We start from the raw sequence: 24,700 nt of genomic DNA, 5'->3' as shown, positions 1-24,700 counted from the left end.
CGATGCTGAAGAAACTCGCTCTCACCGCCTGCTCGCTGCTGTTCACTGCTCATCTGATGGCGGCCGAGAACCCCACCGTTCTGCTGACCACCAGCCTGGGCGAGATCGAAGTGCAGCTCGATGAGCAGAAAGCGCCGATCAGCACCCAGAACTTCCTCGCCTACGTGGACAGCGGCTTCTACAAGGGCACCGTGTTCCACCGCGTGATCCCGGGCTTCATGGTGCAGGGCGGCGGTTTCGATGAAAACATGCGCCAGAAGCAGACCCAGGCGCCGATCAAGAACGAAGCCGACAACGGCCTGCACAACGTGCGCGGCACCCTGGCCATGGCCCGTACCCAAGTCCGCGACTCGGCCACCAGCCAGTTCTTCATCAACCACACCGACAACGCCTTCCTCGACCACGGCTCGCGCGACTTCGGTTATGCGGTGTTCGGCAAGGTCACCCGCGGTATGGAAGTGGTCGACCGCATCGCCCAAGTGCGTACCGCCAACCGCGCCGGCCAGCAGAACGTGCCGGTCGATCCGGTGGTGATTCTCGACGCCAAGCGCCTCTAATACCGTTCCTCCTCTAAGGCAACCCACGCACCAGCACGCGTGGGTCCGCCCCTGCGCACCGCGCGCCTGCCTCGAGCAGCCCTGATTCCTCCTTTTCCGCCAGAGCAGACTGCACGCCATGTTGTTTCGCCGTTTCGAACACCTGATCGACGTCTTCAAGCCCAGCCCGGACGTGGCACCGCCTGACGGCATGCTGCGCTTCTACGCCCATTACCTGAAGCAGGTCTGGCCGCCAGTGCTGGTGCTGCTGGTCGTCGGCTTCTTCGCAGCGGTGATCGAAGTGGCGCTGTTCAGCTTTCTCGGCCAGCTGATCGACATGGCCCAGGCCACCGCCGATGCCCGCACCTTCTTCGCCGAGCACAAGAATGAGCTGCTGTGGATGGCCGTCGTGGCGCTGGTCATCCGCCCGCTGGTATTCGGCCTGCACAACCTGCTGGTACACCAGACCATCAACCCGGGGCTGACCAACCTGATTCGCTGGCAGAACCACCGCTACGTGCTCAAGCAGAGCCTGAATTTCTTCCAGAACGACTTCGCCGGGCGTATCGCCCAGCGCGTCATGCAGACGGGTCCGTCGCTGCGCGAATCGGCCATGCAGGTGATCGACGCGCTGTGGCACGTGGTGGTCTACGCCGGCAGTGCGCTGTACCTGTTCGCCGAGGCGGACGTACGCCTGATCGTGCCGTTGACGCTGTGGATAATCGGCTACAGCGCAGCGCTCTGGTACTTCGTGCCACGCATCAAGGAACGTTCGGCGGCGGCCTCGGCAGCGCGCTCCAAGGTCATGGGCCGGGTTGTGGACGGCTACAGCAACGTCGCCACCCTCAAGCTGTTCGCCCACTCTCGTGAAGAGGAAAGCTACGCCCGCAATGCCATGCAGGAGCTGCTCGACAAGTTCCGCCAGCAGACGCGCATCATCACCAGCCTGGACTTTCTGATCACCTGCCTGAACGGCCTGCTCATCGTCGGCACCGGCGCCCTGGCTCTGTGGCTGTGGAGCGAATCGCTGATCAGCACCGGCGCCATCGCCCTGGCGCTGGGCCTGGTGATCCGCATCAACAACATGGCCGAATGGATCATGTGGGTGGTCAACGGCATTTTCGAGAACGTCGGCACCGTGCAGGACGGCATGCAGACCATCGTCCAGCCGCGCCATGTACTCGACCGCGAGGACGCCAAACCGCTGCAGGTGCAACAAGGCGGCGTGCGCTTCGAGGACGTGCACTTTCACTACGGCAAGAGCGGCGGCGTGATCAGCGGCCTGAATATCGAAATCCGCCCCGGCGAGAAGATCGGCCTGGTCGGCCCGTCCGGCGCCGGAAAGTCGACCCTGGTCAACCTACTGCTGCGCCTCTACGACCTGGAGAGCGGGCAGATTCTCGTCGACGGCCAGAACATCGCTGAAGTCAGCCAGGAAACCCTGCGCGCCAACATCGGCGTGGTCACCCAGGACACTTCCCTGCTGCACCGCTCGATCCGCGACAACCTGCGCTACGGCAAGCCCGACGCCAGCGACGAAGAACTCTGGGCAGCGGCCCGCAAGGCCCGCGCCGATGGCTTTATCGCCACCCTGGACGACAGCCAGGGCGGCCTGGGCTTCGAAGCCCAGGTCGGCGAACGCGGCGTCAAGCTGTCCGGCGGCCAGCGCCAGCGCATCGCCATTGCCCGCGTGCTGCTCAAGGACGCTCCGATCCTGGTACTCGACGAAGCCACCTCGGCGCTGGATTCGGAAGTCGAAGCGGCGATTCAGGAAAGCCTGGACAGTCTGATGGACGGCAAGACGGTGATCGCCATCGCCCATCGCCTGTCGACCATCGCGCGCATGGATCGCCTGGTGGTGATCGACAAGGGCCAGGTGATCGAGACCGGCACCCACGCCGAGCTGATCGCCCGTGGCGGATTGTATGCGCGCCTTTGGCAGCACCAGACCGGTGGCTTCGTCGGCGTCGACTAACACCGACCAGGGCCAAGCAGCAGGCAAACTAGTTAGCTAGCTAACAAATATCAATTTTCATGATACCTACTAACGAGACCATCAATTTCCGCCGCTTTGGCTTTGCTGGTCATATGAGTCCACCAGGCAACGCAATCGAACCAATCGATCCGGTTGCCGGTTTTCGAATCGTCGAGGACTCCATCATGAAAATTGCAACCGCCATTACCGCTCTGCTTTCCAGTCTCGCTCCCGCCGTGTTCGCTGCCGATATCCAGCCCAAGCCAGGTGCCGGCCTGCCGACCGAGCAATACCACTACGGCATGAAAGTCGACGTGCAGAAAGTGCTGTACCGCACCGACGTTTCCGACAAGAGCGGCGTGGTGCCGGTGATCATGGTCTACACAGACAGCCAGGGTGAAACCCACAAGATGAGTTTTCTCGAATGGGGCGGCCGTTACGATGGCTGATCAAGCCTCTGTAGCACCAGCGCGCTGCGGGCGACCGCAGCGCGCAGCTGCGCTAGCTCAGGCTTGCCGATACGGCAGCATCCCCCTCGCCTGCTCGGCGTAGGCCAGCACGCCCTCACGCTCCTCCTGCAGAAAACCCGCCACCGCATCACGCAAACCTTCGTGCACCAGGTAGTGCCAGGAATGGGTGATGGTCGGCTCGAAGCCGCGAATCAGCTTGTGCTCGCCCTGGGCGCCGGCATCGAAGCGCTGCAGGCCTTGGGCAATCGCCTGCTCCATACCCTGGTAGAAACAGGTTTCGAAGTGCAGCCGGTCGAACTCGGCCAGACATCCCCAGTAACGCCCATACAGGCTTTCTCCGCCCAGCAGGCTGAAGGCCATGGCCACTGGTTGTGAGCCGCGGCAGGCCAATACCACGCGGATCGCCTCGGGCATGCGCTCGGCCAGCAGACTGAAGAAATCGCGGGTCAGGTACGGCCGCTGTCCACGCACATGGTAGGTATTGGCGTAGCAGTGGTAGACGAAATCCCATTGCGCTTCACTCAGCTGATGCCCTTCGCGCCAATCGAAGGCGATGCCCTGCCCCGCCACCTGCTCGCGCTCCTTGCGCATCTGCTTGCGCTTGCGCGAACTCAAGGTATCGAGAAAATCCTGAAAATCCCGATAGCCGCGGTTGTGCCAGTGAAACTGGCAGCCCAGGCGCTGCATCCAGCCATCACGCGTCTGCATCACTGCATCGCTCGCCGCATCGGTGAAATTCACATGCAGGCTGGAAAGCCCCTGCTCCTCCAGCGTTGCCGTGACGCCATCGAGCAACTGCCCGGCTGCCTCAGGCGTGCCCAGCAAGCGCTGGCCGGTTACCGGTGAAAAGGGAATGGCGCCCAACAGCTTCGGGTAGTAGCCGATACCGGCGCGGCGGCAGGCGTCGGCCCAGCCGTGATCGAACACGTACTCGCCCTGGGAGTGGTATTTGACGTAGGCCGGCAGCGCTGCCAGCGGCCGACCGTCGCCATCGAGCAACACCTGGTGGGCGGCCTGCCAGCCGCTGCGCCCGCCTATGCTGCCGCTTTCTTCGAGAGTGCTGAGAAAGGCATGGCGCAGGAACGGCTGGGGTTCGCTGAGCAGGCCGTCCCAAGTGACGGAGTCGAGATCCTTGAGGGCGTGCAGGCTGTAGACGGGCATCGGCTGTATCCACGGGCAAACAGCGCACACTATATCGCCAATAAAAAAACCCCGCCTGAGGCGGGGTTCAAAGGAGTACCACGTTTGCAGGGTGTTGCTTAGAACACGTATTGGGCGCGCAGTACCACGCCGTCACCGCTGTCGTCATCGGCTGCAACCGAGTTGACCTGATTGTCGACCTTGGCCTTGATGTAGGTGGCGCTGACCTTCACTGCTTCGTTGGCGTACCAGTTCACACCCAGGTTATGCACCTTGCCGGTCACGTCGTCGGTCGGATCGATACCCACGGTGTCGTCCTCGACGGCGATGTGGTCATAGCGGTAGAACAGCTCCCAGGCACCGATGGACTTGTTGGCCGGCTTGATGGCGTCGAACTTGCCGAGCTTGTAGGCGCGGGCTTCGCCGGTCAGGGTGTAGGCGACCTGACCGTAATAACCCTTGGCCTTGATGTCTTCACGGGTGTCGGCATCGGCTTTCATCTTGCGGGTGATGTATTCACCCTGGACGGACAGCGGGCCCATCGCCCAGGCAGCTTCCAGGCCCATGGCGCGGTCGGTGTCGTAGGAACCGACCGGCAGGTTGTTGGCGCCGCCCAGCAGCAGACGGTTGCCGTTGGTGCCGGCGTCCTGGCCACCGTCGGTGCTCACACCGCGCATACCCAGGCGGCTGCGGATGCGGCCATCGAAAGCGGTATCGGAGAGATCACGCTGGGCGAAGTTCAGGCCCAGGTGCAGCACGTTGCCAGTCTCGTGCAGCGGAGCAAACACACCGCGCAGGTTGAACTGCTTGGTGCTGTCGCCATCCTTGTCGGCGTTGGTGGCGTCCTTGGCGAAGAAGCCTGCGGAGCCGTACAGCGTATCGCCAGCGGTGCCGGAAACCTGGATGCCCATGCCGCCGTTGTGGCTGTTGGCCCAATCGACCAGATCGTAGGCCGCGGTACGCTCAGGGGCGGTTACCCACTTGGAGCTGGTGGCTTTTTCCAGACCGAATTCCGGGTCGAAGCGGCCCACCTTGATCGACAGTGGCTTGAAGCCGTTGTAGGCCAGCGACGCTTCGTCGAAGTAGCCATCTTCGGAACGGTTGTCGCCACCGGCGTTGTGCGAGAAGTCATAGTTCAGCTGATAGGCCCAGTCGGTATAGAGCACACCGCCAATTTCCAGGAAGGCGCGGCGGAAATAGCCTGCATCAGCGTTGTTGCCGTTGACGGTGTAGAAGCCGTCGAAAGTGCTGTAATCGGCCTGCAACCGACCACCAACCTTGAAGCTGAACTCCTTGTCGGTCGTCGCAACCTCAAGGCCGCCTTTGGTTTTAACCACGATGTCAGCGCCGTCGGTGGTGACGGTGCCGGCGAAAGCCTGGGCGGAAACGGCCAGAGCCAGGGCGCTGGCTGCGAAACCGGCGAAGTGCTTGCGGATCATCGAGAATTCCCCTAATTGAACTTAAGTGCTGGAAAACACCCGAGCTGTGGGCTCGTTCGTGCTGAGGGAATCTTCGCGGCGGGTTATTTCAGCGCAGTTGCTGATATATAAATATTTGATGACAAGGGAACTTTTTAATCCCTTTAAGCATAACGCTTGACAGCGAAGCACTCAGCCGAGTAGCTGAATCGGCTGTATAGGGCGTACTAGAGGGGTTGCGGGAGTGAAACAGGCGGCACCTTGCGTGCCGCCTTTGTACGATCAGTGCTTGCGCAGAATCACGCTGCCGATGGAATAGCCGGCGCCGAATGAGCTGAGCACACCGAGTGAGCCGGCCGGCAGATCGTCCTGATGCTTGTGCAGAGCAATCACGGAACCCGCCGAACTGGTGTTGGCGTAAGTGTCGAGGATCACCGGCGCCTCGTGGGCTTCCGGGTCGCGGCCGAGCAGCTTACGGGCGATCAGCTGGTTCATGTTGAGGTTGGCCTGGTGCAGCCAGAAGCGCTTCACGTCCGCCACATTCAGGCCATTCTCCTGCAGGTGGGCGGCGATCAGCTCGGCCACCATCGGGCAGACTTCCTTGAACACCTTGCGCCCTTCCTGCACGAACAGCTTGTCGCGGGACGTCTGAGCGCTTTCCTCGGCGGCACGATTCAAGAAGCCGAAGTTGTTGCGGATGTTGTTGGAGAACTGGGTCAGCAGCTTGGTGCCGACCACGTCGAATTGATGCTTGGAAGTCGCCAGATCCGCGCGTTCCAGAATCACCGCGGTAGCCGCATCACCAAAGATGAAATGGCTGTCGCGGTCACGGAAATTCAGGTGCCCGGTGCAGATTTCTGGGTTGACCATCAGGATCGCCCGAGCCTGGCCGAGCTGGATGCTGTTGGCCGCCGCCTGGATGCCGAAGGTCGCCGACGAGCACGCCACGTTCATGTCGAAGCCGAAGCCCTGGATACCCAGCGCCGCCTGCACTTCGATGGCTACGGCCGGATAGGCACGCTGCAGGTTGGAACAGGCGACGATCACCCCGTCGATATCCGCCGCCGTCTTGCCCGCGCGGGCCAGCGCCTCCTTGGCGGCTGCCACCGACATCTCACAGAGGATGCCCCACTGCTCGTTATCGCGCTCGGGGATGAACGGCACCATGCGCTTGGGATCGAGGATGCCCTGCTTGTCGATCACGAAACGACTCTTGATGCCCGAAGCCTTCTCGATAAAGGCGCTGTTCGACTCGCTCAGTGCCTCGACTTCGCCACGCTCAATGGCCTCGGCGTGGTCCGCGTTGAACTGCTGCACATAGGCATTGAAGGACGCCACCAACTCGTCGTTGGAGATGCTGTTGGCCGGGGTATAAAGGCCCGTACCGCTGATGACGACGTTATGCACGCTGCTTCCTCTTGTTGTTGGCGATGGCCTGGCAGACCGCGGCAAGGCGCCGTCGGTACTCGAGCACGGTCTGGCGCTGCTCGTCGCTGCACAACCCGTATTCACTGGTTTTCAAGTGTGCCACAGGCACCGCGTTTTCGTCTGCACGCAGCTAAGGAGGCCGCCACAGGCGTCGACGAACCACGAGCAGCGGTCTACATTGCCGCGGTCTCCTTCTGCAATAAGGAACGGGTATGAACCTGTCGCTGCTCAGCCGCTACGCCTTCTTCGCCTTTTGCGTGTTGTTCACCCTCGGCAGTCTGCCGTTCTTGGAGCACGAATGGGTGTGGCCGCTGACCCTGGTGAGCGCCATATTGAGCGTAGTGGGCATTGGCGATCTGCTGCAAAAGCGCCATGCCGTGCGGCGCAACTACCCGATCCTGGGCAATATCCGCTACCTGGTCGAAGGTATCCGCCCAGAGATTCGTCAGTACCTGCTCGAAGGCGATAGCGAGCAACTGCCCTTCTCTCGCGCCCAGCGCTCGCTGGTGTACGCCAGGGCCAAAAACGAGGGCGCCGACAAGCCGTTCGGTACGCTCAGCGACGTTTACCAGAACGGTTTCGAATTCATCAGCCACTCGATGCGCCCGGCGCCGCTGGGCGACCCTGACAGTTTCCGGGTGATCATCGGCGGGCCGCAGTGCAGCCAGCCCTATTCGGCCTCACTGTTCAACATTTCCGCCATGAGCTTCGGCTCACTGAGCGCCAACGCCATCCGTGCACTCAACAAGGGCGCGAAGCTGGGCAACTTCGCCCATGACACTGGCGAAGGCAGCATCAGCAGTTATCACCGAGAGCACGACGGCGATCTGATCTGGGAGCTGGGCAGCGGTTACTTCGGCTGCCGCACCGCCACCGGAACTTTCGATGCCGAGCGCTTTGCCGCCCAGGCGCAGCGCCCCCAGGTGCGGATGATCGAGATCAAGCTCAGCCAGGGCGCCAAGCCCGGCCACGGCGGCATTCTGCCCAAGCACAAGATCACCCCGGAAATTGCCGAAACTCGCGGCGTGCCCATGGGCGAGGATTGCGTATCACCGTCGCGCCACAGCGCCTTTGCAACGCCCATCGAACTGCTGCAGTTCATCGCCCGGCTGCGGGAGCTGTCCGGCGGCAAACCAGTTGGTTTCAAGTTCTGCCTGGGCCATCCCTGGGAGTTCATGGCCATCGCCAAGGCCATGCTAGAAACCGGCATTCTGCCGGACTTCATCGTCATCGATGGCAAGGAAGGCGGCACCGGAGCGGCCCCCGTGGAATTCACCGACCACCTGGGTGTGCCGATGCGTGAAGGCCTGCTGTTCGTGCACAACACGCTGGTCGGCCTGAACCTGCGCGACAAGATCAAGCTCGGCGCCAGCGGCAAAATCGTCAGCGCCTTCGACATCGCCCGAGTGCTGGCCATCGGTGCCGACTGGGCCAACTCGGCGCGTGGCTTCATGTTCGCCATCGGCTGCATCCAGAGCCAGAGCTGTCACACCAACAAATGCCCGACAGGCGTGGCCACCCAGGATCCGCTGCGTCAGCGTGCCCTGGTGGTCGCAGACAAGGCCCAGCGGGTCTACAACTTCCACCGCAACACCTTGAAGGCACTGGCCGAAATGCTCGCTGCAGCCGGCCTCGATCATCCTGCGCAGATGGATGCGCGGCACCTGGTGCAGAGAATGTCAGCCACGGAAATCCGCCTGTTCTCGCAGCAGCACGTATTCCTCAAGCCAGGCGAGTTGATCAGCGGGGATATAGAGGGGGAGTTTTACGCCAGGATGTGGAAGATGGCTCGCGCCGACAGCTTCGACGCAGCGCCTGACGCAGCCTGATAAAGCGCTGCGTCAGGCCGGCAGATCAGCTCAGGCTGTCATCGATGACCAGCACCAGCTTGCCGTTGACCTGGTTGCTTTCCAGGGTCTCGTATGCCTCATGAGCTTCGGCCACCGGGAAGGTGCGGGCCAATTGCGGCTTGAGGCGCCCCTCGCTGAACAGCGGCCACACGTGCTGGCGCAGATCGCGCAGCAGCTCGGCCTTGAACAGGTCGTCACGGTTGCGCAGGGTCGAGCCGATCAGCTGGATGCGCTTGCCGAGCACCAGCGCCATGTCCATCTCGGCCTTGCGCCCGCCCATCATGCCGATGTTCACCCAGCGCCCGTCCAGCGCCAGCAGCTTGAGGTTGAGTGCCGCGTAGCTGGCGCCTACCGGATCGAGAATCACCTCGAACGGGCCGAAATCGTCCGGCACCTTGAGGCCATCCTTGTCACGAATCGCCCCGCCACTGGCGCCCAGGCTTTCGCAGTAGGCCAGGCGGTCCTGGGAGCCGACGGTGACCCAGCAGCTGCTGCCGAAAGCCTTGCACAGCTGGATGGCCGCCGAACCGACACCACTGGCGCCGGCGTGCAGCAGCACCTTCTCGCCGGGCTTGAGGCCGGCCAGCTGGAACAGGTTGAGCCAGGCGGTGGCGTACACCTCCGGCAACGCTGCTGCCTCGTGCAGCGACAGGCCCTCCGGCACTGGCAGCACGTGGCGTGCATCAACCACCACCTCTTCGGCCACGCCGCCACCAGCGAGCAGCGCGCAGACGCGATCACCCACCTGCCAGTCATCACAACCCGGCCCTACCTCACTGACAATACCCGCGCATTCCAGGCCCAACGCGTCGCTGGCACCCGGCGGCGGCGGGTAGTTGCCGGCCCGCTGCAGCAGGTCGGCGCGGTTCAGGCCCGCGGCCGCCACACGAATACGTACTTCCCCTACATCACAGGCCGGCGTGGGTCGATCGACCCATTGCACCTGCCCTTCAACGCCTTGCAATGCTTTCACGGTGCCTCCATAGTGCATTCGAACCTGGCCCGCCGCTAAGCGACGGGCCTTTGCATTGCGCCAATGGAACCTGGCGCCCTCAAAGACGGCCTAATATGCGTTATCAACTGTCCCCACGTCGAATCAGCATGAAGCGATCCTTTCTCAGCGCCACCCTGGCCCTCGTTCTCGGGCTGGGCGCTTTACCCCTTGCCGCCAAAACCACTCAGGCCGATCCGTGGGAATACCTGCAGCCCGATCGTGATCAGGTGATCGCCAGCCTCAACGTGGTCGAATTGCTGCAGCGTCATCACTACAGCAAGCCTCCCTTGGACGACGCCCGCTCGGAAAAGATCTATCAGGGTTACCTGAAGATGCTCGACCCGGCGCGTAGCTACTTCACCGCCGGTGATATCGCGGAGTTCGACCGCTGGAAGGACAAGTTCGACGATTTCCTGAAAAAGGGTGATCTGGAACCCGGATTCGCGATCTACAAGCGCTACCTTGCCCGCCAGCAGGATCGCCTGAACTATGTGCAGGGCCTGCTCGCCAAAGGCGTCGACAAGATTGACTTCACGGTTGACGAGAGCCTGTTGATCGACCGCGAGAAGGCGCCGTGGGCCAAGGACGTCGCCGAGCTCGACGACCTGTGGCGCAAACGTCTGAAAGACGAAGTGCTGCGCCTGAAGCTCGCCGGCAAGGAACCCAAGGCGATCCAGGAGCTGCTCACCAAACGCTACAAGGCTCAGCAGGCACGCCTGCAGCAGACCCGCAGCGAAGACGTGTTCCAGGCCTACATCAACGCCTTCGCCATGACCTACGATCCGCACACCAACTACCTGTCGCCGGACAGCGCGGAAAACTTCGACATCAACATGAGCCTGTCCCTCGAGGGTATTGGCGCCGTGCTGCAGAGCGACAACGAGCATGTGAAGGTCGTACGTCTGGTTCCGGCCGGCCCGGCCGAGAAAAGCAAGCAGATCTCGCCGGCTGACAAGATCATCGGGGTTGGCCAGGGCGACGACGAAATCGTTGACGTCATCGGCTGGCGCCTGGATGAAGTGGTCAAGCTGATCCGCGGCCCTAAAGGCTCGAAGGTGCGCCTGGAGGTGATCCCGGCCAGCAACGCGCCCAACGACATGACCAGCAAGATCGTCAGCATCACCCGTGAAGCGGTGAAGCTCGAAGAGCAGGCGGCCAAGAAATCCATCCTCAAGCTCGACCAGGACGGTCGTCCTTACAAGCTGGGCGTGATCGAAATCCCGGCCTTCTACCTGGACTTCAAGGCATTCCGTGCCGGTGATCCGGATTACAAGAGCACTACCCGCGACGTCAAGAAACTGATCACCGAGCTGCAGGCCGAGAAGGTCGACGGTATCGTCATCGATCTGCGCAACAACGGCGGCGGCTCGTTGCAGGAAGCTACCGAACTGACCGGCCTGTTCATCGACAAGGGCCCGACCGTACTGGTGCGCAACAGCGACGGCCGCGTCGACGTGCTGGCTGACGAACAGGACGGCGCGTTCTACAAGGGCCCGCTGGCCTTGCTGGTCAACCGCCTGTCCGCCTCGGCCTCGGAGATCTTCGCCGGCGCCATGCAGGACTACCACCGCGCGCTGATCCTCGGTGGTCAGACCTTCGGCAAGGGTACCGTGCAGACCATCCAGCCGCTCAACCACGGTGAGCTGAAGCTGACCCTGGCCAAGTTCTATCGCGTTTCCGGGCAGAGCACCCAGCACCGCGGCGTGGTGCCGGACATCTCCTATCCGGACGTGATGGACAACAAGGAAATCGGCGAGAGCGCGCTGCCCGAGGCCATGCCGTGGGACAGCATCCGCCCGGCCATCAAGCCCGAGCTGGATCCAATCAAGCCGTTCCTCACCGAGCTGAAAAACCGCTACGACGCGCGTACCGCCAATAACCCCGACTTCAACTTTGCCCGCGACCGCCTGGCGCTGTCCCGCGAGCTGATGGCCGAGAAGACCGTCAGCCTCAACGAAGCCAAGCGCCGCGCCGAGCAGGCCGATATCGAGAAACGCCAGTTGGTGATCGAGAACGCCCGCCGCAGTGCCAAGGGCGAAGAGCCACTCAAGGAGCTGAAGAAGGAAGACGATGACGACGTCATGGCGCAGGCCGAGGAAGACAAGAAGACCAAACCGGAAGACGACGCCTACCTGACGGAAACCGGCCACATTCTGATCGACTACCTCAAGCTCAATACCCGCCTGGCCAAGCAATGATCACCGGCCAGCTGTAACCCAAAGGGCGTCGCCAACACGACGCCCTTTTTTATTGCCCGAGACATAACAGCAGCGCCAGAAAATCATCTTCCTGTTTATTGACGCCGGGCCCGCGTCATCAAGCGGTCATCATTCTGTAGTCAAATCATGCGTATCTTGCGGGACGCAACTATCATGGCTAATAGCCATCTTCCGCTATTCGATTTGCATAGAGATACGCCATGACCGTCACCGAACAGTTGAGCTCGCTGGGCCAGATTCTCGCCCACGGCGACTTGCATAGCCTGTTCCAACCCATCGTGTCGGTCGCCGAGCGTCGTATCCTCGGTTACGAAGCGCTGACCCGTGGCCCTTCCAATAGTCCGCTGCATTCGCCACTGACCCTGTTCGCCGCCGCGCGCCAGACCGGCATGCTCAGCGAGCTGGAACTGGCGTGTCGCAAGAGCGCCTGCCGCCGATTCAGCGAACAGCAGCTCGATGGTTTGCTATTTCTCAACGTCTCTCCCGATTCGCTGCTTGACGCCAACCACCAGCCTGGCCGTACCCTGCAGTTGCTGCAGACCTATGGCATATCCCCCAGCCGCGTGGTGATCGAGCTGACCGAACAATCGCCCACTGACGATTTCTACCTGCTCGACACCGCCCTGCACCACTACCGCGACATGGGCTTTTCCATTGCGCTCGACGACCTGGGTGCCGGTTATTCCAGCCTGCGCCTGTGGTCGGAACTGCGCCCGGATTACGTGAAGATCGACCGCCACTTCATCGACGGCATCCACCGCGATGCGGTCAAGCGCGAGTTCGTCGGTTCCATCCTGCAGATGGCCAAGGCCTCGCGAGCCAAGGTGATCGCCGAGGGCATCGAGCTGGAAGAAGAGCTCGCCGTGCTCTGTGAAATGGGCGTCGACCTGCTGCAGGGCTACCTGCTCTGCCGCCCACAGAAAACGCCGCCTACCGACGCCCGCAAGATGTTGCCCGCCCTCGGTCAGGCGCCGACGCCCCTGGGCGAGGAAAGCAGCGACCTTACCGCCCTGCTCAACGAGCAGCCGGCGGTGTCGATTTCCACGCCGACCGCCGATGTGCTGGAGGCGTTTCGCGCCCAGGCCAACCTCAACTCACTGGCAGTGCTGGACGAGGCCCAGCGCCCGGTCGGCATCGTGCATCGGCATTCACTTTCGGACGTGTTGCTCAAACCCTTCGCCACCGAGCTGTACGCGCGCAAGCCCATCAGCCGGCTGATGAGCAACGACTTTCTGGCCGTGGAGATCAGCCAGTCGCTGCAACAGGTCAGCCGCCTGCTGACCAGCCGTGCCCGCCAGCGCATGGAAGAGGATTTCGTGATCACCGTCGAGGGCTGCTACCAGGGCCTGGGGCGGGTGATCGACGTACTCAAGCTGATCACCGAACTGAAGATCCAGCAGGCCCGCTACGCCAACCCGCTGACCCTGCTGCCGGGTAACGTGCCAATCCAGCAATGCCTGGCGCGCCTGCTGCAGCAGAGCCGCGAGGCGGCGGTCTGCTATGTCGACATCGACAGCTTCAAGCCTTTCAACGATCTGTATGGCTATGCCAAGGGCGACGAGGTGCTACTGTGCCTGGCGCACTGCCTGAACGAGCGCGTCGACCCCAGCCGGGATTTCGTCGGCCATATAGGCGGCGATGACTTTCTGCTGGTGTTCGGCTCCAAGGACTGGCGCAGCCGCCTCAACCAGTTGCTGGAAGACTTCCAGAGCCAGTGCCGACGTTTCTATCTGGAAGAGCACCTGGACGCGGGCTGCTTCATCAGCCACAACCGCCAGGGCCAGCGCGAGGAATTTCCGCTGCTATCACTGTCGCTCGGCGTGGTGCACCTGCACCCCGAGCACTGCGCCCTGCTGGACGCTAGCGAACTGGCGGGTCTGGCCTCCGAAGCCAAACGCCAGGCCAAGGCAGTGCCGGGTTACAGCCTGCAGGTGATCGATACCCATACCTTGCAAGGTGCCACGCAACAGGCGGTCTAACCGCGGTCTACCAGACCTTCCAGATCAGCGCGCACCAGGGCACGAATATCGAGCTTGTCGCGCGCCGCCTGGGGCAGCTCGGTGTAGTCGATGATGCCTCGCTCGATCAGTAGCGTGATGACGTCCTCCATCACCCGCAGTACGTCACGGTCGGACTCGCGCAACCAGTCGCGCTGGGCCTGAGCCTCGCCGCTGCGCAGCCAGTGGCTGACCTCGGCGCTATGAAATGCTAGGGTATCGTTCATGCCCTCGAAAGGCTGATTATCCAGGCGCAACAGGCGACCATGGGCGCCGCGGAGCGCGTAGACCACCGGTTTTCCCTCATCCACGCAGGCCTCCTTGATACTTGCCATAGTCAGGACAACAGGCTGATAACCGTGAAGCGGCTGATTGTAGCCTGGGCGACCAGGGTATCGGATACCGATGCGTAGCTGCTCGAGCTCTTGCGCATCAGGTTGTATACCGCGGTCACATAATCGCCTGCCCAGCGCTGCTCGTCGTCGCCCAGCTGACGGGCCAGAAAACTGCGAATCTCGTCCTGGCGCTGGCGTAGCTGCTCGCCCAGTTCCTGGATATGATCCAGCGCCTTGACCACGGTATCGAGCATGCGCCGGACCTCACGCGGTTCTTCCAGCGTTTCCAGCGCCTGGGGCTGCAGCAGCTGCGATTCGACCGGCTTGAGTTCGGTGAAGCGCTGCGCGGCGAACAAAGCTCCCTCGCCCTTCACACGGATATGTTCGCGCAGAGTCTGCCAGTCGGCTTCGCGGGCGGAAAAGACCAGCGCGCCGTCGGTCGTCAGCTCACTGCGAATTCCGGCCGGGGCCAAGCCGACATTGAAGCGGCGCAGGATCTGCTCTTCACTCAACCCTTCGTCGAGCACCACCGCGACCGGTTCCTGGCTGCTGCGCCCGATGCTGAACAGCAGACTTTCACGCCCGGCCTGCTGGAACGTTTGCAGGGATTCGAGCCCCGGCAAGCTGAAGCGCACCCGCACCGGCTCGTTCAGGTGCAGATTGAGTTGGCCATCCAGGCTGCCGGCACTGCGGGCACTGCGCTGATCGAGTAACGAGCGTAACTCGCCCAGCTGCGCACCCACACCTTCGCGATCCTGCATCCGCGCGTTGCCCAGCTCCCGGCTCAGGCTCAGCTTGAGCGGCACCAGGGTCGCGGACAGCTGAGCCAGGTAGCTGCTGGCCGATTGCATGGTGGTCAGTTGCTGATTGAGCTGCAGCCCGAAACCGGCACTCTTGCGGCCCTGGGCCGAGCCCACCGCCGCGCCGCGCTCCGACTGCGTCTGTTGCGCGGCATCGGCTACGGTAACAAGCGAGCGCTTGGGCGCCTGCCGGTCAAGGCCACTGACGATCGGGGAATGCTTGTCGACCCGCATGCTTTGTCGCTCCTCAGAGCAGATTGAACAGCGACAGCTCGCTTATCTTCAGATAGGTCTTCTGCGTCGACTGAACGGCCAGCAGGTAGTCGTTGAAGCGGATGTTGGCGCTGGCGTAATCGAGACGCGACAACTCGCCCTCGACACGCTGGTTGACCAGGGAAACGTCTTCGTTGCTGTCGTTTAGCAGGGTCAGTGCGTTCTGCCGGCCGCCCAGGTCGGTGACCGAGGCCATCACCCGGCTGTGGGCCGAGTCCAGGGTATCCAGGGTGGAGGTGATCAACTGGCGTACTTGCGGGTCGGTGCTGTCGAGCGTCGGGTCCTGCAGGGTGGTCACCAGCTCGCGCATCTGGTTGAGCAGGTCGACCGAGCCGCCAAATACGTCGGCGGCAGTGACGTTCTCGGCCACCATTACGCCATTGGCGACCAGCACCTGGCGCTGCTTGTCATTGCCGCCAAGCTGGTAGCCGGTGGCCTCGTCGTAACTGATCGCCGGTTGTTCGCTCAGGGTGCCGGAAAACAGATAGCGCCCCTCTTCATCACGTACGTTGGCAAAACTCAAAATCGACGACTCGATGATCTTCAGCTCGCCGGCGATCGCACCGAGATCCTCTGAGGCGTTGGCACCGTTGGCAGCCCACAGCAGGCGATCACGGGCACTGAGCAAGGTGTCGGAGATCGACTTCAGGTTGGTTTCCTGCATCGACAGGCTGCTGCTCAACGCGCCGATGTTGGTCTGGAACTGCTCCAGGCTCGCCTCCGAACGCTGGATGCGCAGCAGCCTGACGCTGGCGATGGGGTCATCGGAAGGCAACTGCAGCCGCTGGTTGGTCGCCATTTGCTGCATCAGCTTGGCCAGCTCGACGGAGTTCTGATTCATCGACCCCTGCATGGTGGCAGTGATCTGGGCATTGGTGATGCGCATGCGAGAAGGCTCCATGGCCGCGGTCAGAAGGCCGCGAGCAACTCGTCGAAAATCTGGTTGGCGGTGCTGATGACTTTCATGTTGGCCTGGTAGGCCTGTTGGTAGTCCATCAGGGCGATCGCTTCTTCATCGCGGTTCACGGCGCTGACGCTGTCGCGCCGTGCTTTGGCCTGGGTGGTGACCCCGGTGGCGGTATTCAGGTCGCTCTGGTTCTGCCGGCTGGCACTGGCCACCTGGCCAAGCAGCGTGGCGTAGGCATCGTTGAGGGTCAGGGTGTTGCCGGCAACGACCACGCCCTGGTCCTTCAGGGCGACCAGCTTGAGCAGGTTTTCATTGTTGCCCTTCTCGTCAGCAGCGGAGGACAACGCCAGCTCGCCGGGTGCCAACGGGTTCAGCACCAGCATGGCGCTGCTGTTGGCCTGGAAGGTAAACAACGGCTTACCCGCAGTACCGTTCAGGTCGAAGCCACCGGCCAGGGTCGAATTGACCAGCCCGGCCAGCGCCGAGGCCATGTCCTGCAGCGCGGTCTGCTGCGGGCGCAGCACGCCATACTCCGCTTCGTGCAGGCCACCAAGGGCGCCGCCCAGGCTGTCCTCACGCAGCGCGAAGTCGGTGTCGGCGAAGCGCAGCGCCATCGATTGGGTACCGTCGGCCTCGCGGGTCACACTCAGGCTCGCGGCGCGGTTGCCGGCTACCAGCGGCTGACCGTTGGTGAGCGACACCTCCAGTGCCCCCTTCGCATCCTCATGGATACGCAGCGCAGCATGCTGCGCGAGCTGCTGCACCAGCACGTCACGCTGGTCACGCAGAGCATTGGTGTCGCCGCCACTGGCCTGGGTTTCGACGATGCTGCGATTGAGCTCGGCGATGTTACCGCTCAACCCGTTGACCTCCTGCGCCATGGTCGAACGCTGCGCCTGCAGGCCATCGAGCTGAGCCTGCAAATTGCCGCCCAGGCCGTTGAAACGCTGCGCCAGGTTGCCCGCCTCGCTGATGATCTGCTGGCGCAGGGCGATGGAATCCGGGGTCGCCGACGCACCACTGAGCGCAGCGAACAGCTGGTCCAGGCCGATGCTGATGCTCGAGCCGTCGGATGCCATCAGTTGCTCCACTGCGGTGAAGTACTGCTGTGCACCCTGATGGAACTGCTGCACGCTGGTGGCGCGCCACAGCTGCTGGTTGTCGAAATCGTTGGACAGACGGCGGATCGAACTGACCTGCACGCCGCCGCCAGCACGCAGCGCGCTGCTGCCGGCCAGCGACGAGAATTGCGTGTCCAGGCGGCTGAAGCCGGCGGTCTGGCTGTTGGCGATGTTCTGAGCGGTGGTATTGAGGGCCACCTTGGCGGCGTTGACGCCGCTGTAACCAATCTGGTTGAGGATGCTCAAGGCTGCGACTCCTGACGCTCGGTGCGAATCGGTTGAGCGAATGCCAGCGACAGCCCCCGGTGTCCGTGGCTCGCGGCAGCACTGCGCTGCTGCTCTTGCAAGGCGACCGATGAGGGCGGTGAATTAAGCGGCGCTGCCGACGAAAGTGGCGCCGCTACGCCAGCCGCCGGCTCGCCAAGGATCCGCCGCGTGTAGGTACGGGTTTCCTCGAACGGAATGCGCTGAATCCACTCGCCGGTACTCAGGCCGCCCTGACGCGGATCACCGTTGCTCTTGAGCCACTCGTCCACCTTGCCCGGCCCGGCGTTGTAGGCGGCCAGCGCCAACGCCTGATGGCCGTCGTAACGCTCCAGCATCTGCTGCAGATAGGCGCTGCCCAGGCGCTGGTTGTAGTCGGCATCCTGGGTCAGCCGGCTCTCGTCATAGGGCACGCCAAGGCGTGCGGCCATTTCCTTGGCGGTATCGGGCATCAGCTGCATAAGGCCGCGCGCGCCCTTGGGCGACACGGCATCGATGCGACCACCCGACTCTTGAGCGATGACTTTATCGACCAGCTGCGAAAAGGCCTTCGAGCCCTGGCTGACCAGACTGTCGACCTGCCCCCAGGTACGCTGCAGCGCGATGGCGAAGCCGCCACCGCCGACCGGCCCGGGCGCCGGCCCACGGCCATCCGCGGTAACACGCTGGTCGGCGCCGCCGGAGAGTTGCTTGACCAGCAGCTCGGCAATACCACCCTGGCGCTGTTGCGACAGGCCATCAGCCAGTGCCTGGTCGTGCAGGTCACGCAAGGTATCCAGGTCGCGGCTGCGCGTCAGGCTGCCTTCGCTCAGCACGTCACCGGCCTTGCGCATTTGCTTGAGCAGCTGCTGCAGAAACAGCGCTTCAAACTGCTCGGCGGCCACTTCCAGCTGTGAGCGAGCCACGGGTTGCTCGCCAGCGCGGCTGGCCGGGCGTGAGTTAAGTGAAATGACGTTCATGGCTTAGATCACGATCAGTTCGGCGTTCAGGGCACCGGCCTGCTCCAGGGCCTGGAGGATGCTCATCACATCATCCGGGGTGGCGCCGAGGCTGTTGACGGTGTCGATGATGCTTTCCAGGCTGGAGCCTTCCGGCCAGCGGAACATCGGGTTGGCTTCCTGGGCGACTTCCACGTCAGATTGCGGCGTGACCACGGTCTGCCCTTGCGAGAAAGGTGCCGGCTGGCTGACCTGAGGATTTTCCCGGATGGTCACCCGCAAATTGCCATGGGAGACCGCCGCGGCCTTGACCCGCACGCCCTGCCCGACCACCACGGTGCCGGTGCGACTGTTGAACACCACACGCGGGCGCACGCGCCCCTGTTCGACCTCCACGGCTTCGAGCAGCGCCATGAAACTGGTGCGCTGGCTCGGCGTCTGCGGCGCCCTGACACTGACTCGAGTGCCGTCCAGGGCGCTGGCCAGGCCCGGCCCGAAGGTCGCCTCCAAGGCACGGACGATATGGGTGGCCGTCTGGAAGCTCGGCTGGCGCAGGTTGAGCATGATGTCCGGGCGGGTGATGAAATCGCTGCCGATCATTTTCTCGATGGTCGCACCATTGGCGATGCGCCCGCTGTTGGCACTGTTGATGGCGATGCTCGAGCCGCTCTGCCCTTCGGCCTTGAGGCCGCCGACCACCAGGGCACCCTGGGCCAGTGCATAGGTCTCGCCGTCCACACCGAGCAGCGGGGTGAGCAGCAATTGCCCGCCGCGCAAGCTTTTGGCATCGCCCAGTGAAGACACGGTGATGTCGACCGTTTGCCCCGGGCCGTAGGAAGGCGGCACTTCGGCGGTGACGGTCACCGCGGCGACGTTCTTCAGCTTGGGGTCGACGTTCTCCGGCAGGTTGACGCCGAACTGCTTGATCATGTTGGCGACCGACTGGCTGGTGAAGCGCACTTGGCTCTTGTCGCCGGTGCCGTCCAGGCCTACCACCAGTCCGTAGCCAATCAGTTGGTTGCCGCGAATTCCTTCGACATCGACCAGATCCAGCAACGGTACGGCCTGCACCAGCGGCGCGAGGCCGAGCAGCGCGACGGCGCACAGGCGAATAAGCGGGGCACGCATGGCAGCTCCTGTCACAGCGGGAAAATCGGATGGGTGAAGAAGCGCGTCAGCCAGCCCGCCGAATTGCTGTCGTTGAGCACGCCGCGACCGGCGTAGGAGATCTGCGCGTTGGCGACGTTCTGGGAGGAAATCTGGTTGAAGCGGTTGATATCACCGACCCGCACCAGGCCGGTGAGGCGAATGAACTCTTCGCCCTGATTGAGCCTGAGGCCCTTTTCACCGCGAACCAGCAGGGTGCCGTTGGGCAGTACCCGATGCACAGTCACCGCGATGGAGCCGCGCAGCGAGTTCTGCTGCGAGCTCTGCGCCGAGCCATTGAAGGTACGGTTGGCTGCGGCGCTGCTTTCCAGCCGCTCGTAGTCGTTACCCAACACCCGCGGTATACCGATATTCACGCCCGCCTGCTTGCCGAATTGTGTGCCGGCGCTCTTGCTCGACTGGGTACTTTCCTGCAGCACCACGGTAAGAATGTCGCCGACACGCAGAGCACGTTGATCCTGCAGCAGCGAGCCACCATAGCCATTGCGATACAGGCCGCCGGCCACCGTGGGCGGCAGGCTGTAGTCCAGCTCGGGCGGCTGATAGGCGGCGGAATCCTCGTCGGGCAGCATTTCCTTGAAGCTGGCACAGCCGGCCAGACACAGCACGGCGAGCAGCGAGAACAGGCGAAGGCTCATGGTCAGACGGTCTGGTTGAGGAACTGCTGCATGCCGGACGCGGCGTCCAGCACCTTGGCGTTGGCCTCGTAGGCACGCTGGATGGCGATCATGTTGACCATCGCCTCGACCACCTGCACGTTGGAGCCCTCCAGCACGCCCTGCTTGAGGCCACCCAGGCCTTCCTCGCCTGGTACGCCCTCCTGGGGCTCGCCACTGGACACGGTCTCGCGGTACAGGTTGCCGCCCAGGGCTTCCAGGCCCGCCGGGTTGGCGAAGTTGACCAGGTTGATCTGGCCCAGCTCGGACGGCAGCGAATCACCGGCCAGCACCGCCGTGACGATGCCGTCGCTGCCCACCGTGAAGCGGCTGGCGCCAGCCGGTACTTCAATGTTCGGCGTCAACGGCAAGCCCTGAGCATTGACCATCACCCCTTCGGCGTTGAGCTGGAACTGGCCGTTCTCGGTGTAATAGATGTCGCCGTTGGGCGCTTCGACCTGGAAGAAACCGGCGCCGACGATGGCCAGATCCATTGGCTGGTTGGTGGTCTGCATGCTGCCTTCGGTGAATACCTTCTGGGTGCCGACCACCCGCACGCCGCTACCGAGCTGGATGCCGGACGGCACGGTATTGACCTGATCGGCCTGGGCACCGGGCTGCAGATCGATGGAATAGAACAGATCCTCGAAGACCACTCGATCGGCCTTGAAGCCGACGGTGTTGACGTTGGCCAGGTTGTTGGCCACCGCCGACAAGGCAGTGTCCTGGGCCGTAAGGCCGGTCTTGCTCACCCACAATGCAGAACTCATTTCACGCTCCTGTTAACCCTGGCCACGAATCAGCCGGTTGCCCGCCTCGGACAGATTTTCGGCCGCCTTCATCATCTTCACCTGGGTCTCGAACAGACGCCCCAGGCTCATGCTCGCCACCAGTTGCTCGATGGACGACACGTTGCTCGACTCCAGAAAGCCGGACACCAAGCGCACGCCTTCGTCCGCCTCTGCCTGTACGCCATCGGCGCGGATCAGCAGGCCGCTCTCGTCCTTGCGCAGCGCGTCGGCGGGTTCGTTGACCAGCTTGATGCGCCCCACTTCGGCGGTGACGAAGTCGCCGCGCGGCACCACCGAGACGATGCCGTCACGACCGATGTTGAGGCTGTCGTATTCGGGCAGCACGATCGGCCCGCCCTCGCCCACCACCGGTCGGCCATGCAGGGTCAGGCGCATCTCGGCGTCGACCACCAGGTTGCCGTTGCGGGTGTAGAGCTCGCGCCCTTCACCATCCTGCACGGCGATCAGGCCGGGGCCCTGGATGGCGAAATCCAGCTCGCGGCCGGTCGCCATCATCTGGCCCTGGCTCAGGTCAACGCCGTTGTCGCGCACCCGCGCCAAGTGCCGGCTGGCATAGCCGTAGCCATCCACGCTGGAGGCCTCGGCCTGTTCCAGGTCGGCGCGAAAGCCGCTGGTGTTGACGTTGGCCAGGTTGTTGGCACGCACTTGCAGCGAGGTCATCGTGCGGCTGGCCGCGGTCATCGCGGTGTATCCCAAACGATCCATGGGTCAGCCTCAGATTGCGTTGAACAACACCTGGGTGAGTTCCTTGTTGGTGGTCAGTACCTTGCTGTTGGCCTGGTAGTTACGCTGGCCTTCCATCAGGTTGACCAGCTGCTGGGTCAGGTCGACGTTGGAGCCCTCCAGCGTGCTGGCCGCCAGGGCGCCAAACGAGCCGACACCCGGAACCCCGAGCAGCGCCTGGCCGGAATCGGCGGTCTCGCTCCAGGCCGTACCGGTTTCGTTGCGCAGGCCCTGGGCGTTGGCGAAATTGGCCAGTACCACCTGGCCCTGCAGCATGCGCTGGCCGTTGCTGTAGTTGGCGTAGATCATGCCGTTCTTCTCGACCGCCATGCCGATCTGCTCGCCCGCCGTATAACCGTTGGCGACGTTGGTGGTGACCACGAACGGCGAGCCGAACTGGCTGGTGCCGGTGTAATCGAGAGCGATGCTGATCGCGTCGGCACCCGGCACGTTGGCCGTCAGGGTGGTCGGCGCGGTAGGCGCGGTCAGCGCGCCTGCGGTCGAGAAATTCAGGGTGGTCGGCGTGCCGACGGCCGTACCGTCCAGGTAGTAATGACTCTGCCAGGCGTTCTCGGCGGTCTTGACGAAGTACTGTGTGAAGGTGTGTTCACGTCCCAGGGAGTCGTACACCCGGGAGGTGTAGGTGGAATTGAAGCTGTTGCTGTCGGCCGGGTCGAAGACGGCGACCGTCGGCACGGCATCGTTGGCATTGAGGTTGGTGACGAAGTCCAGGCTATCGCTGGCCCTGGCCGGCAGGTTGGCGCTGCTCAGCTGGAGGTCGCCGACCGCACCGACCTGCAGATTGCCGGCGGCGTCGACGCCATAGCCCTGCACGCGTGCACCACTGGGGGTGGTGACGAAGTTGTCCTTGTCCGGCCCGAATACCCCGGCTCGTGTGTAATGCACCTCGCCACTGGCGCTGCGCACGGTGAAGAAACCGTCGCCGGCGATAGCCAGATCGAGGCTCGAACCGGTGCCGACCAGGGCGCCACGCTGGCTGATGCTCTGGGTGGTGGCCAGGACCTCCACGCCCATCATCTGGCTCTCCGCGTAGACGCTGCCGAACTCGGTGCGCGACGACTTGAAGCCTGTGGTGCCGACGTTGGAAATGTTGTGACTGATGGTGTTGAGCTGCTCGTTGACCGCGTTCAGGCCACTCAGGGCGATGTTGAAACTCATGGAATACCTCTGCGTGAAAGACGGATCAGAACAGGCCCGCGGTGCGGGACTGGCCGAACTCGGTCAGGGTGTAGAACGGCACCGATCCGACGCCGTCGATATCCAACATCGGGCCGCTGTCACCGACCCGTACCCGCGTGACCACACCGGCGACCTCGACGGTGGGCACCTCGCCACTGGCAGTGACCACCGCCACCTTGAAAGAACCGGGGCGCAGACCGAGCGCCGCCGGGTCGATGGTGAACGGCACATCCCCCGGCACCTGGCTGCCCAGCTCCACACGGGTGACCACGCCATTGCTGTCGGTAAGTTCCAGCTGGGTCTTGGCCGAGGCGTGTTCGAGGTTGAACGAGCCCTTCACGGGGTCGCCGTCGAGGCTCAGCGACTCGACCGCCACCTTCACTTCCTGATTGACCAGCCCGGCGGCGGTCAGGGTCTGCAGGTTGTCCAGCAGCACCAGGTTGCTCTGGCTCATGGCCGCCATGTTTTCCAGGCTCTTGACCTGGGACATGGCCGAAAACTGGTTGAGGAACTCGGTGTTATCCACCGGGCTGGTGGGATCCTGGTTCTGGATCTGCGCCACCATCAGCGAGATGAAGGTGTTTTCCATCTTCGCCGCGTCGCTGAGGTTGACCGCGCCCTTGATCTGATCGGAGGAATCGGAGCCGTTAGCCGACAGGCTCGTGCCGGTGACCACGGCCATCAGTTTTCACCCAGCCGCAGCAGGCCCTGCTGCATGCTCTTGACCCGGTTGAGCACCTCCACGCCCGTTTCGAAGCTGCGGGTAGCGGACATCATGTCGGTCATTTCCTCGATCTGGTTGATGTTGGCGTAGTAGACGTAGCCCTGGCCGTTGGCCAGCGGATTGCCAGGCTCGTAACGGCGTACCGGCTCACGACCGGACGGCACCACATCGAGCACCTGTACATGGGCGCCGCTCATGCCGGCACTGCGGGTCAGCTGGCCGTTCTCGTAAATGGCGGCGAATACCGGCTTGCGTGCCTGGTACACGTCAGCCGGGTCGGCTGCGGCCGACTCGGCATTGGCCAGGTTGCTGGCCACGGTATTGAGGCGCACGGTCTGTGCGTTCATGGCGGTGCCGGCAATGCGGTAGAGAGAATCGAACGACATGCTCAGCGGCCCTCGATGGCTTGCTTGAGACCCTGAAACTTCATGCTCAGGAACGTCAGGCTGGTCTGGAAATCGATGGCATTGCGCGAGAACTCAGCCTGCTCCACCGCCAGCTCGACCGTGTTGCCGTCCAGCGAAGGCTGCATGGGCAGGCGGTACTGCAAGCCGGCATCGGCGCTGCGGCCCAGCGCCGAAAAGGCCGAGCCTTCGAGCTGCCTCATCTCACTGGCGAAATCGATGTCACGGGCCTTGAACCCTGGCGTATCCTCGTTGGCCAGGTTGGCCGAGAGGATTTCGCTGCGCTGCATGCGCAGCTCGAGGGCACGCACATGTACCCCCAGGCTTTCCTCGATCCGTATACTCATCG

24 protein-coding genes are annotated in these 24,700 nt (G+C 63.1%); 6 read left to right on the top strand and 18 right to left on the bottom strand.

The features are described from left to right. Positions 1-2: 2 nt before the first annotated feature. The 3 genes from PVA39_RS09705 to PVA39_RS09695 all read left to right on the top strand — a co-directional run bounded on the left by PVA39_RS09705 (position 3) and on the right by PVA39_RS09695 (position 2,960). Positions 3-557, top strand: coding sequence for a peptidylprolyl isomerase (locus PVA39_RS09705; RefSeq protein WP_027910300.1), 555 nt, complete (start codon positions 3-5; stop codon positions 555-557). Positions 558-675: 118 nt separating this feature from the next. After that, a complete protein-coding gene (locus PVA39_RS09700; RefSeq protein WP_274123900.1) occupies positions 676-2,511 on the top strand; it encodes an ABC transporter ATP-binding protein in 1,836 nt (611 codons plus the stop codon). 185 nt (positions 2,512-2,696) lie between these two features. Further along, on the top strand, positions 2,697-2,960 hold the full coding sequence (locus PVA39_RS09695) for a DUF2790 domain-containing protein (RefSeq protein WP_093501937.1): 264 nt from the start codon (positions 2,697-2,699) through the stop codon (positions 2,958-2,960). 57 nt (positions 2,961-3,017) lie between these two features. On the opposite strand, the gene PVA39_RS09690 is transcribed toward PVA39_RS09695, so the two are convergent. The 4 genes from PVA39_RS09690 to PVA39_RS09675 all read right to left on the bottom strand — a co-directional run bounded on the left by PVA39_RS09690 (position 3,018) and on the right by PVA39_RS09675 (position 7,061). Continuing rightward, positions 3,018-4,142, bottom strand: coding sequence for a GNAT family N-acetyltransferase (locus tag PVA39_RS09690; protein ID WP_274123899.1), 1,125 nt, complete (start codon positions 4,140-4,142; stop codon positions 3,018-3,020). Between the two features lie 98 nt (positions 4,143-4,240). Further along, positions 4,241-5,560, bottom strand: coding sequence for an OprO/OprP family phosphate-selective porin (locus PVA39_RS09685; RefSeq protein WP_274123898.1), 1,320 nt, complete (start codon positions 5,558-5,560; stop codon positions 4,241-4,243). Between the two features lie 261 nt (positions 5,561-5,821). Next, positions 5,822-6,946 carry a beta-ketoacyl-ACP synthase III gene (locus PVA39_RS09680; protein WP_274123897.1) on the bottom strand — a complete coding sequence of 375 codons (1,125 nt, stop codon included), beginning with the start codon at positions 6,944-6,946 and terminating at the stop codon, positions 5,822-5,824. Next, on the bottom strand, positions 6,939-7,061 hold the full coding sequence (locus PVA39_RS09675) for a hypothetical protein (protein WP_256662704.1): 123 nt from the start codon (positions 7,059-7,061) through the stop codon (positions 6,939-6,941). Before PVA39_RS09675 ends, PVA39_RS09680 begins: the two co-directional genes overlap by 8 nt. 118 nt (positions 7,062-7,179) lie before the next feature. On the opposite strand from PVA39_RS09675, the gene PVA39_RS09670 reads away from it, so the two are divergent. After that, complete coding sequence (locus PVA39_RS09670; RefSeq protein WP_274123896.1) at positions 7,180-8,796, top strand: FMN-binding glutamate synthase family protein; 1,617 nt, start codon at positions 7,180-7,182, stop codon at positions 8,794-8,796. A gap of 25 nt (positions 8,797-8,821) precedes the next feature. On the opposite strand, the gene PVA39_RS09665 is transcribed toward PVA39_RS09670, so the two are convergent. Then, positions 8,822-9,790, bottom strand: coding sequence for an NAD(P)H-quinone oxidoreductase (locus tag PVA39_RS09665; protein ID WP_274123895.1), 969 nt, complete (start codon positions 9,788-9,790; stop codon positions 8,822-8,824). Positions 9,791-9,918: 128 nt separating this feature from the next. Here PVA39_RS09665 and PVA39_RS09660 point away from each other — a divergent pair, with 128 nt between their 5' ends. After that, the gene (locus PVA39_RS09660; protein ID WP_443200952.1) at positions 9,919-12,009 is read left to right on the top strand and encodes a carboxy terminal-processing peptidase; all 2,091 of its coding nucleotides are present in this window, start codon (positions 9,919-9,921) and stop codon (positions 12,007-12,009) included. Between the two features lie 221 nt (positions 12,010-12,230). After that, the gene (locus tag PVA39_RS09655) at positions 12,231-14,009 is read left to right on the top strand and encodes a bifunctional diguanylate cyclase/phosphodiesterase (protein ID WP_274123893.1); all 1,779 of its coding nucleotides are present in this window, start codon (positions 12,231-12,233) and stop codon (positions 14,007-14,009) included. Here the strand turns inward: PVA39_RS09655 and PVA39_RS09650 are convergent. The 13 genes from PVA39_RS09650 to flgB are packed head-to-tail and all read right to left on the bottom strand — an operon-like array spanning position 14,006 to position 24,698. Beyond that, entirely contained in the window at positions 14,006-14,338 is a 333-nt protein-coding gene (locus PVA39_RS09650) for a tryptophan synthase subunit beta (protein ID WP_093502522.1), read from the bottom strand. The two genes, PVA39_RS09655 and PVA39_RS09650, sit on opposite strands and share 4 nt — an antisense overlap. A 26-nt stretch (positions 14,339-14,364) precedes the next feature. After that, entirely contained in the window at positions 14,365-15,396 is a 1,032-nt protein-coding gene (locus PVA39_RS09645; protein WP_274123892.1) for a hypothetical protein, read from the bottom strand. A gap of 13 nt (positions 15,397-15,409) precedes the next feature. Next, positions 15,410-16,321, bottom strand: coding sequence for a flagellar hook-associated protein FlgL (gene flgL / locus PVA39_RS09640; protein WP_274123891.1), 912 nt, complete (start codon positions 16,319-16,321; stop codon positions 15,410-15,412). A gap of 23 nt (positions 16,322-16,344) precedes the next feature. Continuing rightward, a complete protein-coding gene (gene flgK, locus PVA39_RS09635; protein WP_274123890.1) occupies positions 16,345-17,709 on the bottom strand; it encodes a flagellar hook-associated protein FlgK in 1,365 nt (454 codons plus the stop codon). Continuing rightward, positions 17,706-18,686: a lytic transglycosylase domain-containing protein gene (locus tag PVA39_RS09630; protein ID WP_274123889.1), complete on the bottom strand. Its 981-nt coding sequence runs from the start codon at positions 18,684-18,686 to the stop codon at positions 17,706-17,708. The genes flgK and PVA39_RS09630 overlap by 4 nt, the downstream gene beginning before the upstream one ends. A gap of 3 nt (positions 18,687-18,689) precedes the next feature. Further along, positions 18,690-19,793, bottom strand: a complete 1,104-nt coding sequence (locus PVA39_RS09625) for a flagellar basal body P-ring protein FlgI (RefSeq protein WP_093501962.1) — start codon at positions 19,791-19,793, stop codon at positions 18,690-18,692. An 11-nt stretch (positions 19,794-19,804) separates the two neighbouring features. Then, positions 19,805-20,470 (bottom strand): flagellar basal body L-ring protein FlgH, encoded by a 666-nt coding sequence (gene flgH / locus PVA39_RS09620; protein ID WP_147175204.1) that lies wholly within the window; start codon positions 20,468-20,470, stop codon positions 19,805-19,807. Between the two features lie 2 nt (positions 20,471-20,472). Then, entirely contained in the window at positions 20,473-21,258 is a 786-nt protein-coding gene (gene flgG, locus PVA39_RS09615; protein WP_013792107.1) for a flagellar basal-body rod protein FlgG, read from the bottom strand. Positions 21,259-21,270: 12 nt separating this feature from the next. Then, positions 21,271-22,005 carry a flagellar basal body rod protein FlgF gene (locus PVA39_RS09610; RefSeq protein WP_013792108.1) on the bottom strand — a complete coding sequence of 245 codons (735 nt, stop codon included), beginning with the start codon at positions 22,003-22,005 and terminating at the stop codon, positions 21,271-21,273. Between the two features lie 9 nt (positions 22,006-22,014). Further along, entirely contained in the window at positions 22,015-23,202 is a 1,188-nt protein-coding gene (gene flgE / locus PVA39_RS09605; protein ID WP_274123888.1) for a flagellar hook protein FlgE, read from the bottom strand. 25 nt (positions 23,203-23,227) lie between these two features. After that, on the bottom strand, positions 23,228-23,905 hold the full coding sequence (locus tag PVA39_RS09600) for a flagellar hook capping FlgD N-terminal domain-containing protein (RefSeq protein ID WP_274123887.1): 678 nt from the start codon (positions 23,903-23,905) through the stop codon (positions 23,228-23,230). Continuing rightward, positions 23,905-24,333 (bottom strand): flagellar basal body rod protein FlgC, encoded by a 429-nt coding sequence (gene flgC, locus PVA39_RS09595; RefSeq protein ID WP_274123886.1) that lies wholly within the window; start codon positions 24,331-24,333, stop codon positions 23,905-23,907. Before flgC ends, PVA39_RS09600 begins: the two co-directional genes overlap by 1 nt. A 2-nt stretch (positions 24,334-24,335) precedes the next feature. Continuing rightward, positions 24,336-24,698, bottom strand: a complete 363-nt coding sequence (gene flgB / locus PVA39_RS09590; RefSeq protein ID WP_274123885.1) for a flagellar basal body rod protein FlgB — start codon at positions 24,696-24,698, stop codon at positions 24,336-24,338. Positions 24,699-24,700: the final 2 nt, after the last annotated feature.

Origin of the sequence: Pseudomonas sp. CNPSo 3701, from assembly GCF_028674975.1 — a bacterium.
In the GTDB taxonomy this organism is placed as follows: Bacteria; Pseudomonadota; Gammaproteobacteria; order Pseudomonadales; family Pseudomonadaceae; genus Aquipseudomonas; species Aquipseudomonas straminea.
Note: the sequence above shows the minus strand (reverse complement) of the source record. Positions and strands in the feature narration are given on the sequence as shown.

Excerpts from the sequence above, each read along its gene's own strand:
- flgB (WP_274123885.1), bottom strand. The coding sequence starts at position 24,698 with ATGAGTATACGGATCGAGGAAAGCCTGGGGGTACATGTGCGTGCCCTC.
- PVA39_RS09690 (WP_274123899.1), bottom strand. The coding sequence starts at position 4,142 with ATGCCCGTCTACAGCCTGCACGCCCTCAAGGATCTCGACTCCGTCACT.
- PVA39_RS09610 (WP_013792108.1), bottom strand. The coding sequence starts at position 22,005 with ATGGATCGTTTGGGATACACCGCGATGACCGCGGCCAGCCGCACGATG.
- flgC (WP_274123886.1), bottom strand. The coding sequence starts at position 24,333 with ATGTCGTTCGATTCTCTCTACCGCATTGCCGGCACCGCCATGAACGCA.
- PVA39_RS09655 (WP_274123893.1), top strand. The coding sequence starts at position 12,231 with ATGACCGTCACCGAACAGTTGAGCTCGCTGGGCCAGATTCTCGCCCAC.
- PVA39_RS09695 (WP_093501937.1), top strand. The coding sequence starts at position 2,697 with ATGAAAATTGCAACCGCCATTACCGCTCTGCTTTCCAGTCTCGCTCCC.
- flgG (WP_013792107.1), bottom strand. The coding sequence starts at position 21,258 with ATGAGTTCTGCATTGTGGGTGAGCAAGACCGGCCTTACGGCCCAGGAC.
- PVA39_RS09700 (WP_274123900.1), top strand. The coding sequence starts at position 676 with ATGTTGTTTCGCCGTTTCGAACACCTGATCGACGTCTTCAAGCCCAGC.
- PVA39_RS09670 (WP_274123896.1), top strand. The coding sequence starts at position 7,180 with ATGAACCTGTCGCTGCTCAGCCGCTACGCCTTCTTCGCCTTTTGCGTG.
- flgL (WP_274123891.1), bottom strand. The coding sequence starts at position 16,321 with ATGCGCATCACCAATGCCCAGATCACTGCCACCATGCAGGGGTCGATG.
- PVA39_RS09630 (WP_274123889.1), bottom strand. The coding sequence starts at position 18,686 with ATGAACGTCATTTCACTTAACTCACGCCCGGCCAGCCGCGCTGGCGAG.
- PVA39_RS09645 (WP_274123892.1), bottom strand. The coding sequence starts at position 15,396 with ATGCGGGTCGACAAGCATTCCCCGATCGTCAGTGGCCTTGACCGGCAG.
- PVA39_RS09625 (WP_093501962.1), bottom strand. The coding sequence starts at position 19,793 with ATGCGTGCCCCGCTTATTCGCCTGTGCGCCGTCGCGCTGCTCGGCCTC.
- PVA39_RS09685 (WP_274123898.1), bottom strand. The coding sequence starts at position 5,560 with ATGATCCGCAAGCACTTCGCCGGTTTCGCAGCCAGCGCCCTGGCTCTG.
- PVA39_RS09600 (WP_274123887.1), bottom strand. The coding sequence starts at position 23,905 with ATGGCCGTGGTCACCGGCACGAGCCTGTCGGCTAACGGCTCCGATTCC.
- PVA39_RS09660 (WP_443200952.1), top strand. The coding sequence starts at position 9,919 with ATGAAGCGATCCTTTCTCAGCGCCACCCTGGCCCTCGTTCTCGGGCTG.
- PVA39_RS09705 (WP_027910300.1), top strand. The coding sequence starts at position 3 with ATGCTGAAGAAACTCGCTCTCACCGCCTGCTCGCTGCTGTTCACTGCT.
- flgH (WP_147175204.1), bottom strand. The coding sequence starts at position 20,470 with ATGAGCCTTCGCCTGTTCTCGCTGCTCGCCGTGCTGTGTCTGGCCGGC.
- flgE (WP_274123888.1), bottom strand. The coding sequence starts at position 23,202 with ATGAGTTTCAACATCGCCCTGAGTGGCCTGAACGCGGTCAACGAGCAG.